Origin of the sequence: Ureaplasma canigenitalium ATCC 51252, assembly GCF_000712165.1 — a bacterium.
Taxonomy (GTDB): Bacteria; Bacillota_I; Bacilli_A; order Mycoplasmatales; family Mycoplasmoidaceae; genus Ureaplasma; species Ureaplasma canigenitalium.
The window spans coordinates 19,032-36,920 of record NZ_JONZ01000005.1 but is presented as its reverse complement, the minus strand read 5'-3'; the positions used below and the strand labels follow the sequence as shown (position 1 = coordinate 36,920).

Annotated in this window: 23 protein-coding genes; 20 read left to right on the top strand and 3 right to left on the bottom strand. The window is 35.0% G+C overall.

Annotation, left to right across the window (positions count from 1 at the left end):
- Positions 1-47: 47 nt before the first annotated feature.
- The 3 genes from mip (T416_RS03645) to mip (T416_RS0101390) form a co-directional block, all read right to left on the bottom strand.
- On the bottom strand, positions 48-2,501 hold the full coding sequence (mip, locus tag T416_RS03645; RefSeq protein ID WP_051675891.1) for an Ig-specific serine endopeptidase MIP: 2,454 nt from the start codon (positions 2,499-2,501) through the stop codon (positions 48-50).
- Between the two features lie 11 nt (positions 2,502-2,512).
- Positions 2,513-4,918 carry a putative immunoglobulin-blocking virulence protein gene (locus T416_RS0101395; protein ID WP_031489046.1) on the bottom strand — a complete coding sequence of 802 codons (2,406 nt, stop codon included), beginning with the start codon at positions 4,916-4,918 and terminating at the stop codon, positions 2,513-2,515.
- 165 nt (positions 4,919-5,083) lie between these two features.
- On the bottom strand, positions 5,084-7,576 hold the full coding sequence (mip, locus tag T416_RS0101390; protein WP_031489045.1) for an Ig-specific serine endopeptidase MIP: 2,493 nt from the start codon (positions 7,574-7,576) through the stop codon (positions 5,084-5,086).
- Between the two features lie 430 nt (positions 7,577-8,006).
- Between mip (T416_RS0101390) and rpsJ the strand changes: the two genes are divergently transcribed.
- Genes rpsJ through rplO form a run of 20 tightly spaced genes read left to right on the top strand, consistent with a single transcriptional unit; the run spans position 8,007 to position 17,883 of the window.
- Positions 8,007-8,312 (top strand): 30S ribosomal protein S10, encoded by a 306-nt coding sequence (gene rpsJ, locus T416_RS0101385; RefSeq protein WP_031489044.1) that lies wholly within the window; start codon positions 8,007-8,009, stop codon positions 8,310-8,312.
- Positions 8,313-8,341: 29 nt separating this feature from the next.
- Positions 8,342-9,052, top strand: coding sequence for a 50S ribosomal protein L3 (rplC, locus tag T416_RS0101380; RefSeq protein ID WP_031489043.1), 711 nt, complete (start codon positions 8,342-8,344; stop codon positions 9,050-9,052).
- A 9-nt stretch (positions 9,053-9,061) separates the two neighbouring features.
- Complete coding sequence (gene rplD, locus T416_RS0101375; RefSeq protein ID WP_031489042.1) at positions 9,062-9,703, top strand: 50S ribosomal protein L4; 642 nt, start codon at positions 9,062-9,064, stop codon at positions 9,701-9,703.
- 1 nt (position 9,704) lies between these two features.
- Positions 9,705-10,004 (top strand): uL23 family ribosomal protein, encoded by a 300-nt coding sequence (locus T416_RS0101370; protein ID WP_031489041.1) that lies wholly within the window; start codon positions 9,705-9,707, stop codon positions 10,002-10,004.
- A 47-nt stretch (positions 10,005-10,051) separates the two neighbouring features.
- Positions 10,052-10,894 carry a 50S ribosomal protein L2 gene (gene rplB / locus T416_RS0101365; RefSeq protein ID WP_031489040.1) on the top strand — a complete coding sequence of 281 codons (843 nt, stop codon included), beginning with the start codon at positions 10,052-10,054 and terminating at the stop codon, positions 10,892-10,894.
- Positions 10,895-10,912: 18 nt separating this feature from the next.
- Positions 10,913-11,179, top strand: a complete 267-nt coding sequence (rpsS, locus tag T416_RS0101360; protein WP_031489039.1) for a 30S ribosomal protein S19 — start codon at positions 10,913-10,915, stop codon at positions 11,177-11,179.
- Positions 11,180-11,196: 17 nt separating this feature from the next.
- On the top strand, positions 11,197-12,183 hold the full coding sequence (gene rplV / locus T416_RS04090) for a 50S ribosomal protein L22 (RefSeq protein WP_031489038.1): 987 nt from the start codon (positions 11,197-11,199) through the stop codon (positions 12,181-12,183).
- Positions 12,184-12,204: 21 nt separating this feature from the next.
- Positions 12,205-13,002 carry a 30S ribosomal protein S3 gene (rpsC, locus tag T416_RS0101350; RefSeq protein ID WP_031489037.1) on the top strand — a complete coding sequence of 266 codons (798 nt, stop codon included), beginning with the start codon at positions 12,205-12,207 and terminating at the stop codon, positions 13,000-13,002.
- 12 nt (positions 13,003-13,014) lie between these two features.
- Entirely contained in the window at positions 13,015-13,434 is a 420-nt protein-coding gene (gene rplP / locus T416_RS0101345) for a 50S ribosomal protein L16 (protein WP_031489036.1), read from the top strand.
- Positions 13,434-13,652: a 50S ribosomal protein L29 gene (gene rpmC, locus T416_RS0101340; protein WP_031489035.1), complete on the top strand. Its 219-nt coding sequence runs from the start codon at positions 13,434-13,436 to the stop codon at positions 13,650-13,652. Before rplP ends, rpmC begins: the two co-directional genes overlap by 1 nt.
- The gene (gene rpsQ, locus T416_RS0101335) at positions 13,652-13,906 is read left to right on the top strand and encodes a 30S ribosomal protein S17 (protein ID WP_031489034.1); all 255 of its coding nucleotides are present in this window, start codon (positions 13,652-13,654) and stop codon (positions 13,904-13,906) included. The genes rpmC and rpsQ overlap by 1 nt, the downstream gene beginning before the upstream one ends.
- Positions 13,907-13,931: 25 nt before the next feature.
- The gene (gene rplN, locus T416_RS0101330; protein WP_031489033.1) at positions 13,932-14,300 is read left to right on the top strand and encodes a 50S ribosomal protein L14; all 369 of its coding nucleotides are present in this window, start codon (positions 13,932-13,934) and stop codon (positions 14,298-14,300) included.
- 14 nt (positions 14,301-14,314) lie between these two features.
- Positions 14,315-14,647, top strand: a complete 333-nt coding sequence (rplX, locus tag T416_RS0101325) for a 50S ribosomal protein L24 (protein WP_031489032.1) — start codon at positions 14,315-14,317, stop codon at positions 14,645-14,647.
- 15 nt (positions 14,648-14,662) lie between these two features.
- Positions 14,663-15,214 (top strand): 50S ribosomal protein L5, encoded by a 552-nt coding sequence (rplE, locus tag T416_RS0101320; RefSeq protein ID WP_031489031.1) that lies wholly within the window; start codon positions 14,663-14,665, stop codon positions 15,212-15,214.
- 2 nt (positions 15,215-15,216) lie between these two features.
- Positions 15,217-15,402 (top strand): type Z 30S ribosomal protein S14, encoded by a 186-nt coding sequence (locus T416_RS0101315; protein WP_031489030.1) that lies wholly within the window; start codon positions 15,217-15,219, stop codon positions 15,400-15,402.
- Positions 15,403-15,414: 12 nt separating this feature from the next.
- Positions 15,415-15,813 (top strand): 30S ribosomal protein S8, encoded by a 399-nt coding sequence (gene rpsH, locus T416_RS0101310; RefSeq protein ID WP_031489029.1) that lies wholly within the window; start codon positions 15,415-15,417, stop codon positions 15,811-15,813.
- 8 nt (positions 15,814-15,821) lie between these two features.
- Positions 15,822-16,367 carry a 50S ribosomal protein L6 gene (rplF, locus tag T416_RS0101305; protein ID WP_031489028.1) on the top strand — a complete coding sequence of 182 codons (546 nt, stop codon included), beginning with the start codon at positions 15,822-15,824 and terminating at the stop codon, positions 16,365-16,367.
- A 21-nt stretch (positions 16,368-16,388) separates the two neighbouring features.
- Positions 16,389-16,754: a 50S ribosomal protein L18 gene (gene rplR / locus T416_RS0101300; RefSeq protein ID WP_031489027.1), complete on the top strand. Its 366-nt coding sequence runs from the start codon at positions 16,389-16,391 to the stop codon at positions 16,752-16,754.
- 22 nt (positions 16,755-16,776) lie between these two features.
- Positions 16,777-17,427: a 30S ribosomal protein S5 gene (gene rpsE, locus T416_RS03500; protein WP_408645044.1), complete on the top strand. Its 651-nt coding sequence runs from the start codon at positions 16,777-16,779 to the stop codon at positions 17,425-17,427.
- Positions 17,428-17,436: 9 nt separating this feature from the next.
- Entirely contained in the window at positions 17,437-17,883 is a 447-nt protein-coding gene (gene rplO / locus T416_RS0101290; protein WP_031489025.1) for a 50S ribosomal protein L15, read from the top strand.
- The last annotated feature ends 6 nt before the right edge of the window (positions 17,884-17,889 follow it).

Genomic DNA, 17,889 nt, shown 5'->3' with positions numbered 1-17,889 from the left:
TGCACTTGGTTTTTCATTTTGGGAACTAAGCATATATGCTTAGTATTCTATTTACTTGTTTTATTAGGTAGCATTCCTGCGTTTGGATCAACATCAATTTCATCGTTATTGTTAAATTGATAACCGTCAGGGATTGTTTTGACTGTATTTTGGAAGAGATTTGTTTTCAGATTTTCACCATACTTCTTTAGTAGTGATTCACGGAATGATTTTCCTTCTGCTTGATCTTTTCCTTTACCATAAATCAAGTCATATTGGGGAAGATTATAAGCTCCGTAGAGACCGTGATAATTATATCCTTCGCTTCTAAAGGCTACCGCAAGACCTGTACGGGCTGCACTGTTTGCTGAGTGGAACACAGCAACAAGCTCATTCTTTTCGTTTCGAATACTTGTTCCAGAAGCACCACCATATGGAACATAGTGACGTGGAAGATAGTTTAAACCAGCTGCGATATATTCCTTGTTATCGTGTGTCTTATAGAAGGTATTACCATTTTTAATTGATGCAAGGAAGTTATCAGTTACCCCGGGCAGGTTAGTAAATGAACGATAACCAATTTGGTAAGAAAGGAAGTTACCACGATTAATCCGAGCTTCTTTCTTTGTGTTTTCATTCGCATTTTCAGGTTTATCTAAGTTGTTGTAGAACGAAGAATCTGAGTTTACCCAAAGAGATACATTTCATTGCGGATCACTTAGTTGGTCTTCATCAATATAATTTTCGAGAAAGTAATCTCCAACAGAAAGAGGATAGCCAAGAGCAAAAAGTTGATCAACTTTATTAAGTGGCTTTTTTTGATTTTCTTTTGAAGTTAACGGGAAGTCAATTTCGTTATAGTTTTTTAAATAACTATGTTTTTTAAATTTAACCCAATTATCCTTATTAGTTTCAAGAGCATAACCGTTAGTTACAAACTTTGCAAGTTCTTCCGGACTCGAAACATTGTTATCATCAAGGTCTTTTTTAGTTGCTTGACTAAAGTCAATTTCTACGACGGCGAAATCTGCGAATTCTTGAAGGTTTTGGAACTTGTTCTTTTGTTCCTGAACAAGATAGTCGGCTGGATTTGATTTTAAGAAGTTAGAACCACGATAGATAACATCGACAAAAGGTGATTTTTTACCATATTTAATCTGTTCAGCAGTAAGTTCAGAAGAATTTCCTATACGACTGTCATCCTTTCCTGTGCTATTTAGAAGGAAGGTTGCAAATTTAAATCGACCATCGTGCCCACTTGTTTTCAACTTCGTTCTTGTTCCGATTTCATTAGGAAGGAATGTTAGATTAAATGATCTTGAATCGCCACGAATTAAATCAGCCACGTGAAGGTTTGTACCGAAGTATCATTTAGTAGGGTATTTTCCTTGTTCAGGTTGTGCGAAGTCAAGTAATCAAAAAGTTCCTCGACTAGGAATAGATGTTCTTAAATCATCTTTTTTTGCAGGGTCTGGGTTATTAACACTAAAAGCATATGTTTGGTTTGCCGCACGCTTGTAGTGTTCGTTAGGAAGGTATCTAGCTAGACCGTCAATTCTAAATGGATTTCGGTCTAATGCATCGACTCACGATGGACCATAAGGAATACCTTCACCATCATTAATAACAAGTCCATCAACCTTACCGTCAGCATTAAATCGTGGTACCGTGAAACCTTTTAATGCAGCTGATTCATAACTATCCTGACCAATTTTTTTCGCAATATCATTATATTTTTGAATAGCACTTTGATTTTTTAGAGATTGTTCAAGAAGCGGTCTTCTCTTCTCAAGAGTAATATCACGATAAGCTTGTTGTTTAAGAACATTCAGATATTTTTCGTTATCTGTTTGATAACGTTCAGCTTGTGTTTTGTTTTCGTAGTCTTCGATTGGAGATTTCAAGTCTTTTAGAATATCAGTCCTAATAGTACCCTCGTGGTCAGCATTAAAGCGGTTACTTTGAAAACCATCGAAAGTAACGACTTTAATATAAGCGATTTCGTTCCCTTCTTTGTCTGTTTGTTTAGATTGATCTTTAAAACGGAAGACAATTGAAAGACTTAATTTACCTTGAAGAATTGAGACATCCTCTCCGTTTTCTAGTGTTTGTACCTTAGCGATAATGTCGTAATTTACAATATCATGACCAAGACCGCTAAGTTCAAGTTTTACATCACTAGGCTCTACCTTAGAAGGAAGTACTTGCTTACGATCTTTAAAGAAAGGAGAAAATTCTTCCAAGTTAATTGTAAGTTGGTCAACAAGTGATTTTAAACCAACATTTGAGTAAAGATTAGCACCAAAAGTATTTTTTAATGCTTCTGGACTACTAGTCTGTTGAGTTTTTGAAGAAGCGCTAGCTCCAGTTTGTTCCTTACCTGGTTTTGATTCAATACCTTGTTTTTCAGTAGCACCGTTTTTTGAAGTATCCTTACATGCAGCGGCGATAGTAGCAATAGATGAAAGAATAATTGACGACGAAAGACCTACTAATAGTTTTTTGTTTAATTTCTTTTTCATAGTTATCCTTTCTAGTTAAATTCAACATTAGAAGCCTGTTCAACTTGGTAACCAGCTCCACGAAGTTGGTTAGCTAGTGATGAATTAGGATCATCAACAAGAATTTTTGTGTTTAATCCCGAATATTTAAGGAAGACAGCAAGATTTGAAAGACCAACTGATGAAATAGAATTACCAGTAATCTTAATTCGTGAAGTTGTACTGTCAGCGAAAGTAACTTTTGTTGGAGGTTGCTGAGGTGTTTCAGTAATTAAGATACTTGCGAATTGGGATTCATTCAACTCTTCTCCACTAATTTCAAAAGTAGAACCGCTACTAAATAGCTTAAGTCTCTTTAACTTTCTTGTTCCTTTATGATTAATCTTATCGTGGAATATTAGGCCTTTAAGTGATTTAAGTTGCGGGATACGAGAAAGGTCAAGACCTAGTGGTCATGAGTTACCTTGTTCTCCGTTATCAGGATTTAATCCAGGTCCAAATCCACCTTGGAAAAATGGTTCGTTATTTCTAACTCAATAAGCAATTCTTAATCCGTCATTGATCCGGTCGAAAGGATCAACGGCATTTGGTTGATAATCCTTCTCCTCAAAAGCAAGAGTGTCAAAGATAATCTTAGTACCGATTCTTGAACCTTTAGGATAATCAAAACTAACATTATAGTCACCAGTTGTAATATATTCAGTGTTCTTTATTGCTCAAGGGTTAATTGATCAAGAATCAAGCAAACTATTTCCGGTAGTATAAAGTGAAAGTTCTTTAATATTTTTGTTTTCAAGTTCAATTAAACTAGCTGTATTTTGACCTTCAAAGAATAGTTGAAGTTGAGGAATGTCATTAGGAAGTTCTCGTAAAATTTCAGCAAATTTTTGGTTTGCATCATTCTTCCCCATGTTTTTTATTCGGTAAGAAGTAATTTCTTTTTTGTCAGCTTTTAATTGTTTAATTAACTGAAGAGTTTTAGCATAACCTTTTTGATTAGCGGCATCAATAGTCAATACATAACCTTCTTTTCTACCAGGTGAAGTTTGATCTTCTCTTGTTAATTTTTCAAATTTAATTCCTTCGTCGCTTCCGGTTGTGTATTTACTAAATTCTTTTTGTGTGACATCTTCCCGTTTTCAACCAGGGTAGTCACCTTTTTCAATTTGGTCTCCGCTTCGACCGAAATATGAGTTGTAACCAAAAACACGTTTTTCAAGGTTATCACGTTGTAGACGACTTGTGACATCGTTATATTTATCAGGTGGAGAGTAAGCTCATGCATCGATTTCACCATTTTCATTAATGTATGCATTACCTGGGTCGATTGTATAACCTTGGCTTAGATATTTTTCTGCTGCTGCACTTGATTTAGTAAATTTACTATAGTCAAGATAACGAATTAGTTCGATAATGACAATTTCTTCGTACTTAGTGATATCTCATTTCTTAAATTCTTCTCATTTTACTTGACCTTCTGGAGTAAGGAAAGGTTTTGCTTTTTCGTTTAATTTACGCCCACCTTTTCCGTCTCAAGTAATCAAGAAGTTTTTAAAACGTCAAATTTTGTTGATTCAGTAATCGCTTTTTTTAATTCAAGCAAGACGTCTGTCCCGTCGTTCGTTTTCATCGCTTGTATGAAAATCGTGCTTGAAAAGAACATCATCATTTAGGATTTCTTTTGCAACTGAGTTCTTTAAGGTGTCTTTTGCTTTTTCGCGGTTTTCCCGTCTTGTTTCTTCGGTTACTTCAATACTAAGAATTTTCCCTACGATTTGGCTTTGGTAAGGAGTTTTGTTAGCAAGTTTTTTTGCTTTATCGTAGTCACTAATAGGACGTGTAGGTGGTGGTGTTACCTTTGCCTTAACTTTTGAACCGTTCGCTAGAGTGATAATAGCTTCCCCGGGTTTAAAAGCATCGGTTGTCTCTTTTTTCTTTTCCTCCTGTTTTGGTTTAGACTCAGGAGAAGGTTCCGGTTTTGGAGCTGGTGGAGCTGGTTCAGGTTCCTTCTTTGGTTCAGGTTTTGGTGTTGGTTTAGGTGGTTCAGGTTCCGGTTTTGGTTTTTCAGGTTCCGGTTCCTTTTTTGGGGGAATAGGTTCAGGAATTGGTTCCGGTTCTTTTTTTGGAGGCTCAGGAATTGGTTCTGGTTCCGGTTCAAGTTCTTTAATGTCAATATCAATCTTATTTTCTTCTGGAACTTGTTGGATTTCATCAATCTTTTTTAAATCGTGGTCAAAAGTTGCATCATATGAATCAGTATAATCACGCTTACCATAAAGGAAAGGGAACTGATCTGAGTTTTGTGCAGCGGAGTTAATAATTCGGTTGTTATTTTTGGTATTAGCAGCAAAAACAGCACCACCAATAATGGTAGTACCGACGATGGATGCTAGAGTAGTTCCTAAAATAATTGCAGATTTCTTTTTACTTATTTTCATTGTTATTCCCCACTATTTTTAAATAACGTACCACATAAATTATTTTTAGCGTTTCAATCCCTTTTTTCTTTATTTTCTAGGGATTTAAGTCTATTAAAAACCATTTAAATTAAAATAGAGATTTTAATATTGATATCAATTTATCTAGTAATAATAAATGGAATCTTATGATTGATGAGCATTTTTGAAAGCTTCAACTTGGTCTTTGACTGTTTGAGAAATTGGACCGTTTGCAAATTGGTCATTAAATTTGTATTTCTCAGGGATTTGGTCAACACTAGTACCGTTTTGGAATAAGTTCGATTTAACTTGCGCTTCTGCTGTTGAAGAACCCGTTGAATATCAATTCTTTTCTTTAGCGATTTTATAAAGAGCTTCCCGGTATGAAGTTTTTTGGTCAAGTCCACCACCATAAATTAAGTCATATTGTGGAAGGTGATATTTATTGCCAAATGCTTCTTTATAGTCATATCCTTCAGAACGTAGTGAGAAAGCAACACCGGTGTGTGAAGTAAAGTTTGAAGTACCATAAACCGCAAATAATTCATTGTTTTGGTTACGTACACTAGATCCTGATGAACCACCAAAAGGAGCGAAGTGACGTGGAATATAAGCGAGACCTGTTTGAATATATTCCTTTTTGTTCGCATCTTGGTAGTATTTCGGACCAACCCGAGGAAGAGCGATGAATAAGTCAGCTAGTCCAGGTTTTTCGATAAATGAACGATAACCAACATTATATGAAAGATAGTTACCTCGCTTAGCGGTTTCTTCGGTTTTAGGATTTTTTGGTGTACCTTCCGGTTGTGAAAGCTGTCCGTAAAGTGAATATTCAGAATTAATTCAAAGCGAAGCTGATTCTTTTTGAATTTTTATTTTTTCTGCGTTTGTATATTTATCGTTTTCTGTTAATGAAAGGAAGAAATCGTGATCAGCTCTCGGATAACCAAGGATGAATATTTGGTCGATATCGTTTAAATTCTTACCCGAATTTTTCGCAAGAGGGAAGTCAATTTTTTCATAATTTTTTAGATAGGTTTCAGAAGGAAGCTTAATTTGTTCATCTTTATGAGCAGGAAGAGCATATCCATTTGTAAAGAGATAAGCTAAATGAGCGGCTGATTTATATTCGTGTTTAGTTGAATCAGGTAAACTGTTATAAATTTTTTCGAAGTCAACTCCAACAACCGCAAAGTCAATGAATTCTTTTTTATCCTTTAAAGAATCTTTCTGTTTTTGATAAAGATAATCTGATGGATTTGAATATAAATAATCAAGTCCGGTGTAGACATTAAAGATTAAATCATCTTTATCTTTTGTTTCAAAAGGTACAGTGATGAATCGGTCTTTATCTGTTTCCACAAAGTCAAATGTTGTCCCAAGCGGTGAATTATCACGTTTGATGATTGATAGCGAAGCGGCAACTGTTTTTCCTGGTTTGATTTTCGATGCCACATGTTCATTTGTTCCAAAGAACCATTTTGTTGGATAGTTTTCTTCGGTGATTGTTTCGTTTGATGGTAGAAGATAATCAAGGATTCAGACAGTTCCACGTGTTTGAACAGTACTCTTTCCAGGTACAACAGGGCCTGAAGGTCGTTCGTCACCTTCTTCGTAAATATTATTTACATTTAAAGCAAGGGTTTGCAATGCGGCTGTACGGTAATGTTCGTTTGGAAGAGTTCTCGCAAGACCATTAATTTTGTTTTCGTCTCGTTTACTTCCACCTAAACCAACATCCACTCAACTAAATTTCTTAGGTGCTTCAGGAGCATTGTAAAGTGAAAGACCTAAGTAATTACCCTGCTCATCAAATTGTGGAATACTAAAACCTTTTGTAGCTAAATCTTCGTACTTATCAATTCCGATTTTTTCCGCTTCGGTATTGAATTTTTGAACACCTTTATTTGTCAAATCGACCTCAGGACGAACTTGATTTAAACCACCACTTTGTTCTCAATAACGACGAAGTTGACCAATATATTTTTCACTATCAGCATGATATCTTTGCTTTTGATTAAATCCAACATATTCTTGTAGGTTACCATGTTTTAAAGAATCATATGAACCATCATAAATAATCCCTGAACTATCAATCCCGTTAGAACTAGTCTTAAAACCGCTGAATTCAACTGTTTTGGTTACAAGAGCTTTTGAAGGAGCATCTTTATAACTGAACACAATTGCTAACTTCAAAATCCCGGTTTTTACTGATTTATCAACACCGCTTGGTTCTGTTTCGACAACACGGTTAACGAAATAATCAACCACACTTGGATTTAAATTTGTGATTTCAAGAACGATATTTTCATTAACATCATTCGCAAAAGTGTTTGCTTTATCACTTCGCGGAGGTTGACCTCAGCTTTTTAAAGTAATGACATAAGAGTCGACAAGTTTTTGCAAACTAGCTTGACTATATTGACCCTTAGTTGATGGATCATCTTTTGATGAACCTCCTTTTTGGTCCCCTTGCTTATCTTCTTGTTTGTTTTTTCCATCCTTTCCTGTTTCAGGTTTTTTAGTATCTTCTCCATTTGCAGAATCATTATCTTTTTTATTATTCGTACAGCTTGCGATGGCTGCGATTAAGGGAATGGTACCGATGAGTGAAAAAGAGAGAGCAAGTATTGTTTTGGTTTTCTTTTTTAATTTCATAAAAGTCCTTATCGCCAAAGTTAGTTATCATCTTATTTAAACAATATTATTAAAATAATCAAAAAAAATTTAATAAAAATCGCTTTTTTCAAATTGAAAGCAATAAAAAATGAATTTTTAGCTGATGTTAATGAAACATTAGTAAATCAGCTATTAAATTGTGTAACCGTGACACGGTTTTGAAGAAAACAAGAGCCTTAGAATATGGTTCTTCCTAATAATATTATATATATAGATATTATTGATTTCAATCATCTTTTCTTTATTTTAATTTCTTTTTAATTTAAGTCAATTTCGTGTATAATTTAAGAGTTTTGTTATTAGTAAGATTGCTGGTACACCAAAAAGTGTTGTCATAATACCAGGTAACTTATTGGTAATCAATTCAATGATTCGCATTAATAATCAATGCAAAGGAGACAACAATAATATGAATCATGAATTAAGAATTCGACTTGAATCATACGATCATCGCTTATTAGATGATACAGTTCGTACGATAGTTAATATTTCAAACACTACTGGTGCTAAAATTAGGGGTCCAATTCCACTTCCTACGAAAAAAGAAATCTTTACGATTTTAAGATCACCACATGTTAATAAATCTAGTCGTGAACAATTTGAAAGACGAACTCATAAACGTCTTGTCATCATTGAAAACGCAGGACCTAAGACTATGGAATCTCTAAAGCGTTTATCTATCCCGTCTGGTGTTGAAGTGACATTCAAACTTTAGGATAACTTTTATTTTCAAAGGAGAAGAATATGAAATCATTAATGGGTACTAAAATTGGAATGACTCAAGTTTTTAGTACAGATGGTAAAGCAATAGCTGCGACAGTCATTCACATTGAACCTAACCAAGTGCTTAATGTAAAGACTAAAGCGAAAGATGGTTATGATGCTATCCAACTTGGATATTTAACAATTAAAGAAAAGTCACTAAACAAACCAGATCTTGGTCAATTTAAAAAAGCGAAAAGTGAACCCAAAAAATATGTTAAAGAAGTAAGAAACGGTCAAGGTAACATTGGTGACCAAATTGGTGTTGAAATTTTCGAAAATGGTGAACTTGTTAATGTTCAAGCTATCACAAAAGGTCATGGTTTTACCGGTTCAATTAAGCGTCATAACTTTAGCATGGGACCAATGGGACACGGTGCTGGGTATCCACACCGTTATATTGGTTCGATTGCGAAAGGGCGTGGGGGTTCTCAAGCACAACGTGTATTTAAAGGAACTAAGATGCCTGGTCACTACGGACACGAACTAGTGACAATCAAAAACTTATTAGTTCTTGATGTTAGAAAAGATGATCACTTAATTATTGTTAAGGGTGCCATTCCAGGTCCTAAGGGTAGTATGGTAAGAATCAATGCTAGCAAAAAAACTGATTACATTAAGGTAGATCCGCAAATTGTTAATTACCTTACAAGTAAACAAAATAAAGCCAGTGAAAACGAAGTAAGTAAATAGGAGCAAGCCATGACAAGTATTAAAGTATTTGATATTAATGGTGCGGTAAAGTCAAATTTAACACTAAATAGTGTTTTATTTACAGAAGAACCACACCGTCAAGCAATGTTCGATGCTGTTATTGCTGAGAATGCTGCTGAACGTCAAGGGACACATAGTACCCTAACAAAAGGTGAAGTTCGTGGGGGTGGTAAAAAACCTTGACGTCAAAAGCACACAGGTCGTGCTCGTACTGGTTCAACACGTAATCCACAATGAACTGGTGGGGGAGTTGTCTTTGGTCCGAAACCAAACCGAAACTACACAAAGAAAGTAAACACTAAGGTTTACCAATTAGCTTTAAGATCGGCTCTTACTCTTAAACTTAACGACCAAAACATCTACGGTCTTGAAAAGAATGCGAGTCTTTCAAAACCAAACACAAAAACAATTGTTGAATTTCTTAATAACACAAATCTAACTGATAAGAAAATTTTACTAGTGCTTGATGAAAACACAAACACAGTTAATATTATGAAATCAGCTAACAACCTTGAAAAAGTGTATGTGAAGTTATGAAATCAAGTTTCAGTGCGAGATATTATGCATGCTAATGTTTTAATCCTAGCTGAAGAAACTATTGAACATCTACAAAGAAAGGTAGGTTACTAAGATGGATATTACAAGAGTTATTAAGTCTCCTTATAACACAGAAAAATCTTATACCCTTAAAAATAGTGAAAAACAAGTTCTTACCTTCCTTGTTGATAAAAAAGCAAATAAACATCAAATAAGACAAGCATTCGTTGCTATTTTTGGAATTAAACCAGAAAAGATTAATACCTTAAATCGTAAGCCAGCGAAAATTAGAACAGGTACAAGAACTCCTGGGTTTACAAAATTAAAGAAAATCGCATATGTAACATTACCTGCTGGTCAAAAAATTAACCAAGAAGAGCAAGAAGCTAAGTAGTTATATAACTTGTCGATAACCAAGATTCAATTTTGAAAGAGGACAATATGGCAGTTAAACGCATTAAAAATCATAGTAGTGGGAAAAGACAGACAGTTGTTGTTGATTACAAATCAGTCCTAACTACAAGCAAACCTGAAAAGTCATTACTTGTAACATTAAGCAAGAAGGCAGGACGAAATAACCAAGGAAAAATTACCACACGACACCACGGTGGTGGACATAAGAAAAAATATCGTCTAATTGACTTTAAACGTAATAAAGATAATATCCCGGGAACAATCAAAAGTATCGAATACGATCCGAACCGTACAGCATTTATTTCCCTAGTTGTTTATGCCGATGGGGAAAAGAGATATATTCTAGCTCCTAAGGGAATAAAAGTGGGAGATAAGGTAATTAGCGGAAGCGATAGTAAGATAGATATTCTGCTTGGTAATAGCTTACCACTTGAATTTATCCCTGAAGGTACTTCGGTGCACAACATTGAACTTAATCCAGGTGCTGGTGGACAAATTACACGTAGTGCTGGTGCTTCCGCACAAATTCTTGGTTTTGATGAAACTAAGAAGTATGTACTTGTGAAATTAAATAGCGGAGAGGTAAGAAAGTTTCGTAAAGAATGTCGTGCTTCAATTGGTATTGTTTCAAACGATGAGCACAACCTGGAAAACCTAGGTAAAGCAGGTAAATCTCGTCACCTAGGGGTAAGACCAACAGTTCGTGGTTCAGCAATGAACCCTAACGACCACGCACACGGTGGTGGGGAAGGACGTTCTCCTATTGGGATGGATGCTCCAAGAACTCCATGAGGTAAGCGTCACATGGGTGTTAAAACTCGAAATAAGAAGAAGGCATCAACGGCATTGATCGTTCGACGTCGTAAGTAATTTAGGAAGGATTAAACTATGTCTAGAAGCTCAAAAAAAGGTGCTTATTGCGAACCAAGTCTTTTAAAAAAAGTTGATGTAGCGGTAAGTAGTAACTCCAAAAAACCAATTAAGACATGATCAAGACGAAGTCAAATCTTCCCTAATTTCGTTGGTTTAACATTTGAAGTGCACAACGGTAAAACTTTTATAAAAGTTTATGTGACGGAAGATATGATTGGTCATAAACTAGGAGAATTTGCTCCAACAAGAAACTTCAAGATGCATACAGAAGCTAAACGTTAAAAGAAAGGAACATTAAAATGACATCAAGAGTTATTCAAAGAAATATCCGAATCTCGCATCGTAAAGCTTCACTTGTAATTGATTTAATTAGAAACAAACCGGTTAGTGAAGCGATTAGAATTTTAAAGAATACACATAAGAAGTTTGCAGCCATCACTCTTAAATTATTAAATTCTGCGATTTCAAATGTGTCTCACAACCAAAAGGACATGAATCCTAATAAACTTTATGTTTATGAAATCTTCGCAAATCAAGGTCCCACTATTAAAAGAACATTACCAAGAGCGAAGGGTTCGGCTGATCAAATCTTTAAACGTACTACTCATCTTGAAATTGTACTTAGTGACGATGTAAACGAACGAAAAAACCAACTACAAAAGATTAAGGAAAAGATTACTCTTCGGGCTAATAACAACGGCAAGAAGAAGGAAGAAAATAATCAAGTTGTTTCATCTTTAAAAAAAGAAGACACGAAGAAAACTAAGATAGAGAAGAAACAAGAAGTAAAACAACCTAAAAAAGAAGAGACAAAAAAGGTTGAACAAGTTATCGATCCAGAAGTTCTTAAACGTGAACAAGAGCAATTAAAAGTTGTTGATCAAAAAGATGATCAAGGTAAGGAAATAACTACTGAAAATATCATTATTTCGGTATCAGAAAAGGTAAGCAAAGTGCTTTTTGATGAAGGGGATAAGAATGTTCTTTTCTATAAGATGATGCCTGCTAACCAAATTAAACGTGTTCTTGTTTATGTAACAGCTCCTGTTAAAAAAGTTATCGGAGAATTCGACTTATTGAAATTTGATGAAGGTGCTGTTTCTACACTTTGAAAGAAGTATGGTAAGCAATCTGTTATTCAAAAGAAGGATTACGATGCTTACTATGATGGTAAAGATCGTGCTCATGCTTACATTTCAAAGCAAACATTTAAATATAGTAAACCAAAAGATTTAGCTGATTTAAATATGACAAAAGGACCTAGTGGGTTCCAGTATCTTAAATAGGACTTAGGAGAGAAAATTAATATGGGTCAAAAAGTAAATCCAAATGGACTTCGTTTTGGTGTTAATAAACAGTGAATATCTCGTTGAGTACCGCAAGATAAAAACCAAATGGGTCAATGACTTGTTGAAGATGACAAGATTCGTAAATATATTAAAAGTAAATACAAACACGCCGTGGTTGACCACATTGAAATTGAACGTGATCAACAACGTGTTCAATTATATATTTATGCTGTTCAATCAGGTATCCTTATAGGAACTGAAGGTGCTGAAATTAAGAACATTGAACTTGCTATTAACAAAATTGTTGGAAGAAGCAAAAAGGTTTCAGTGAAGGTAATGGATGTTGTTGCCCCTGAACTACAAGCTACAATAGTTGCTCAAGAAATTGCTGATGCCATTGCGAACCGTGTTTCATTTAGAACTGCTCAAAAAATGGCTATTAAGAAAGTACTTAAAGCAGGTGCTAAGGGAATTAAGACGCACGTTTCAGGTCGTCTTGGTGGTGTTGAAATGGCACGTAGTGAAGGGTATTCACATGGTGTTCTTACTCTTCATACTTTACGTGCTGACATTGATTATGCATTAGCTGAGGCACTTACTACATACGGTATCATTGGTGTTAAGGTTTGAATTAACCGTGGTGAGTTATTTGGAAATAAACTAGTTAATAATACATTCCATGCAAACAACCGGGTTAGTGATAAGAATAAGAAATGAGGACGAAACAATCCTCGAGGTAACTTTAAGAACCAAAAACCAAAAACAGCAGGTGTTCAAGTTGCTAAGTCGAAGAAACCAGCGATAGCTAATAAGTAAGGAGAGTAGATTATGTTACAACCAAAACGTACTAAATATCGTAAACCACACAAAGTTAGCTATGAAGGTAAAGCAAAAGGTAACACTTATGTTGCTTTTGGTGAATATGGTTTACAAGCACTTGAGGGTGCATGAATTGACCAAAGACAAATTGAAGCGGCACGTATTGCTATCTCAAAGCGTCTACTTAAAACAGGAAAAATGTGAATTCGTATTTTTCCACATATGTCGCTAACAAAGAAACCACTTGAAGTTCGTATGGGTTCAGGTAAAGGTTCACCTGAAAAGTGAGTAGCTGTTGTTAAAGCTGGAACTATTATGTTTGAAATGGCTAATGTTTCAGAAGAAATGATTAAAAAAGCACTTAGAGCTGCTGGTAATAAATTACCGATTAAATGAAAGATTGTCAAAAGGGAAGGAGCTAGTCAATAATGAGTTCAATTGCTGTAGATTTACGTAAGAAGAATGATGTTGAGCTTAAAAATATAGTATCTGATTTAAAAGCAAAGTTACTACATCTTCGTTTTAAAGCTAGTAATGGTGAAACTGATAAGCTTCATACTATGAAAGAAATAAGAAAAACAATCGCTCGTGCTTTAACCATCTTAAATGAAAGAGCACTATCTAATGAAAAAGGGGATATTAAATAATGGAACGTACACGACGTAAAACCCTAGAGGGGATTGTAGTTTCTGATAAGATGCTTAAAACAGTTGTGGTTTCTGTTGAAACTAAGTCAAAACACCCAATTTATCGTAAACTTGTTATTACTCATAAGAAATACAAAGCTCATAACGAAAACGATAATGCTAAATTAGGTGATAAGGTTGAAATTACGGAAACAAGAAAATTAAGTGCTACAAAATGTTGAAGAATTTCAAAAATTATCGAGAGAGCACGTTAAGTTAAGGATAGGAGATTAAGAAATTATGATTCAATTTATGTCAAGACTTAATGTAGCTGACAATACTGGTGCACGTGAAGTTGGTGTCATCAAGGTTCTTGGTGGTTCAAAGAGAAGATATGCAACTGTTGGTGACATCGTTATTGTCTCTGTAAAAAAAGCCACTCCAACAGGAATGCTTAGCAAAGGACAGATGGCTAAAGCGGTGATTGTAAGAACCAAGAAAGCAATTCGTCGTGAGTCAGGTGCTCTTATTAAGTTCGATGAAAATGCCTGTGTCATTATCAAGGATGACAAAACTCCACGTGGTAGTCGGATCTTCGGACCTGTCGCACGGGAAATAAGAGATAAGGGTTACACAAAAATAGCATCCCTTGCACGAGAAGTTTTATAGGAAAGGAGTATATAATGAACAGAATTAAAAAAGGTGATACTGTTATTGTCATTGCTGGTAAGAACAAAAACAAATCGGGAATAGTTCTTGCTGTTGATCTTAAAAACCAAATGGCTGTTGTTGAAAATGTTAACAAAGTAAAACGTCACCAAAAACGTGACCAAAGTCATGATAAGGCTGGAATTATTGAAAAAGAAGCTCCAATTCGTCTATCAAAACTTGCTCTTGTCGATCCTAAAGGGAAAGACAAAGGAAAAGCGACTAAGATTAAATTCCAACTAAACAAAGAAGGAAAGAAAATCCGTGTCACAAGAAAAACAAATAATGAAATTGAATCAAAGAAGTAGAAAGGATAATTTTTAATGGCATTTTTAAAAGAACACTATATTAAAAACGTTGCTCCAGAATTATTTAAAAATTTCAAATATACTTCTGTGATGCAAATTCCTAAGGTAGAAAAAATTGTCATTAATGCAGGGATTGGAAATGCTGTACAAGATAGCAAAAACCTTGAAGCTGCGGTTAATGAACTAATCTTAATTACTGGTCAAAAACCAGTTATTACGAAAGCGAAAAAATCAATTGCTACCTTTAAACTAAGAGCTGGACAAGGTATTGGAGCAAAAGTTACTCTTCGTGGTGAAAAAATGTGAGCCTTTATGGAAACTTTATTTAACATTGCTCTTCCACGAGTACGTGACTTTAAAGGGATTTCGAATAACGGTTTTGATGGTTTTGGTAACTATAACCTTGGAATTAAAGAACAAATTATTTTTCCACAAGTCATTTATGACGATGTAAGATCAGTTCGTGGATTTAATGTTACCTTTGTTACTAATGCTAACAGTAAAGAAGAAGCACGAGCATTATTAAAAGCACTAGGTGCGCCGTTCCAAAGAGCTAAGGGAGAGTAAGTATGGCCAAGAAATCACTAATTGAAAAGCAAAAACGTCATCCGAAGTTTAGTGTACGTGCTTACACAAGATGTCTTAGATGTGGAAGAGTGCATGCTGTTAACCGTAAATTCGGGGTATGTCGTCTATGCTTCCGTGACCTAGCATATGCTGGTGCTATTCCAGGAATTAAGAAAGCTTCATGATAGGAGGGGTAAGGAATGTTAAACGATCCAATTGCAGAATTAATTACGAAGATTAACAACGGTCGTAAGATGCACAAACAAGAAGTTAGCTTTACTTCTTCTAAGTTAAAGACAAACATTTTAGAATTACTTGTAGAAGAAGGATATATCAAATCTTTTGAACACAAGAAACAAGGACCTAACAAATCAATTACGATTGTGAAATTAAAATATAAGAACCACATTACTTCTTCGATTAATGGGTTCAAACAAATTTCAAAACCAGGTTTACGGATTTATGCGACAGCAGCGGAACTTCCCAAGGTACTTAATGGTCTTGGAGTTGCTATCATTACAACTTCAAAAGGAGTAATGTCAGATAAGAGAGCAAGAAAGGAAAACGTCGGCGGTGAAGTCATCGCTTATGTTTGATAGGTACATTTATGTCTCGTATTGGTAATCGTGTATTAAATATACCTAATAATGTTCAAGTTTCTGTTATGAATGGCATTGTTTCTATTAAGGGTAACTCAACTATCACTGTTAACTATCCAGTAGGTTTAATTAATGTGATTGTTGAAAACAACACTATTAAAGTAACTAGAACGAATGATGAAAAGCAAACAAGAATGTTTCACGGAACGGTCAACGCGAACATTAACAACGCTCTTATTGGGGTTACAACAGGATGAAAGAAAGAACTTGACATCAAAGGTGTTGGTTTTAGAGCAAAGGTAGAAGGAAGTAAACTAAATTTAGGTCTTGGTTTTAGCCACCCAGTTGTTCTTGATATTCCAACTGGTCTAAAGGTCGATGCTCCATCAGCTACAGAAATTTCAATTCAAGGAGCTGATAAAGCTGCGGTCGGAGCTTTCGCGGCTAGTGTCCGTTTAATGAGAAAACCTGAACCATATAAGGGTAAAGGTGTGATGTATAAAGGTGAACGAATTATACGTAAAGCAGGTAAGACTGCTGACAAGAAGAAGTAGGATAATATAGGAGTTTAATTTATGAAAAGAAGTAATTTTTCAAGAACATTACAACGAAGTTTAAGAGCGCGTCGTCTTCATAATAAGATTCGTAACCTTGAACTTGCTAACGATAAACCTGTATTAATCGTAAATAAAACTAATGCTCACATTTTTGTTCAACTTGTCGACTACAATAAAAACATCACAATTGCATCATCATCATCAGTACAACTTAAACTTAAAAACGGAAATGCTGAAAATGCGAAACTAGTTGGTATTGATATTGCTAAGAAAATGAAGAAACTAAATGTTTCAAAAATCATTTTCCAAAAGAATGGTTCAAAATACATTGGACGAATCGAAGCTCTTGCGAATAGCATAAGAGAAAACGGAATCGAATTCTAATTTCAGGAAAGGAAAGCTTATGATGGAAAATATTAATGAACTAACAACTAATGACAAAGCAATGGTTGAAGACGGTATTAAAGAAGCCAAAGAAGTGTTATTAGAAGAAAAAGCTAACGAACAAGTTCCTGAAAAGAATAACAATCTAAAAAAACCAGGAAACGAAAGTAAGAAACCATTTAAACGCGAAACAATTGCTTCTAATTTTGAAGAACGTGTTGTTAAGATTAAGCGTATTTCAAAAACAACAAAAGGTGGACGAATGATGCGTTTCAGTGCTCTTGTTGTTATCGGAGATAAAAAAGGAACTGTCGGTTTTGGAATGGGGAAATCAATGGAAGTTCCTGATGCGATTAAAAAAGCAATCAAGAACGCGAACAACAACCTTTTTAAAATTAAACAAACAAAAAAAGGTTCTGTCTTCCATAATGTTATTGGTCACCATGGTGCGGCAAAAGTTATGCTTCTACCAGCTCCTGAAGGGACAGGAATCATCGCAGGTGGTCCAGTCCGTGCTGTAGTTGAACTTGCAGGATTTACTGACATTTATACCAAATCACGTGGTAGTAACTCTCCAATGAATGTAATTCGGGCAACAATTAATGGTCTTACCCAACAATTAACACCATCTGAGATTGCGAAGTTACGTGATAAAGAATTGAAAGATTTATAGGAGTTTGTTATGCAATTAAATAATTTATCATACATTCCTGGATCAAGAAATCATAAACAAAAACGTGTTGGTCGTGGTCATGGGTCTGGTCTTGGGAAGACTTCTGGTCGTGGTCAAGATGGTCAAAAAGCTCGTAAGTCAGGTCTAGTACGTCTTGCTTTTGAGGGGGGACAAACTCCTCTTTACCGAAGAACACCAAAGGTTGGTTTTTCAAACTACCGTTTTAAGAAACAAATTAATATCATCAACTTAAATCACCTTGGTCAATATGAAAATATTAAAGAATTCAATGTTGATTTTTATCTTGAAAAAGGGCTAATTAATCACAAAAAAGCTCCGATTAAGGTAATTGGAAATAAACTTGGTCTAAAAGGGGTTAAAGTTTATGCGAACAGTTTTTCAAAAGGTGCACTTCTAGCAATTAAGGATGCTAAAAGTGAAGCTAACGTCTTATAGCGTTAG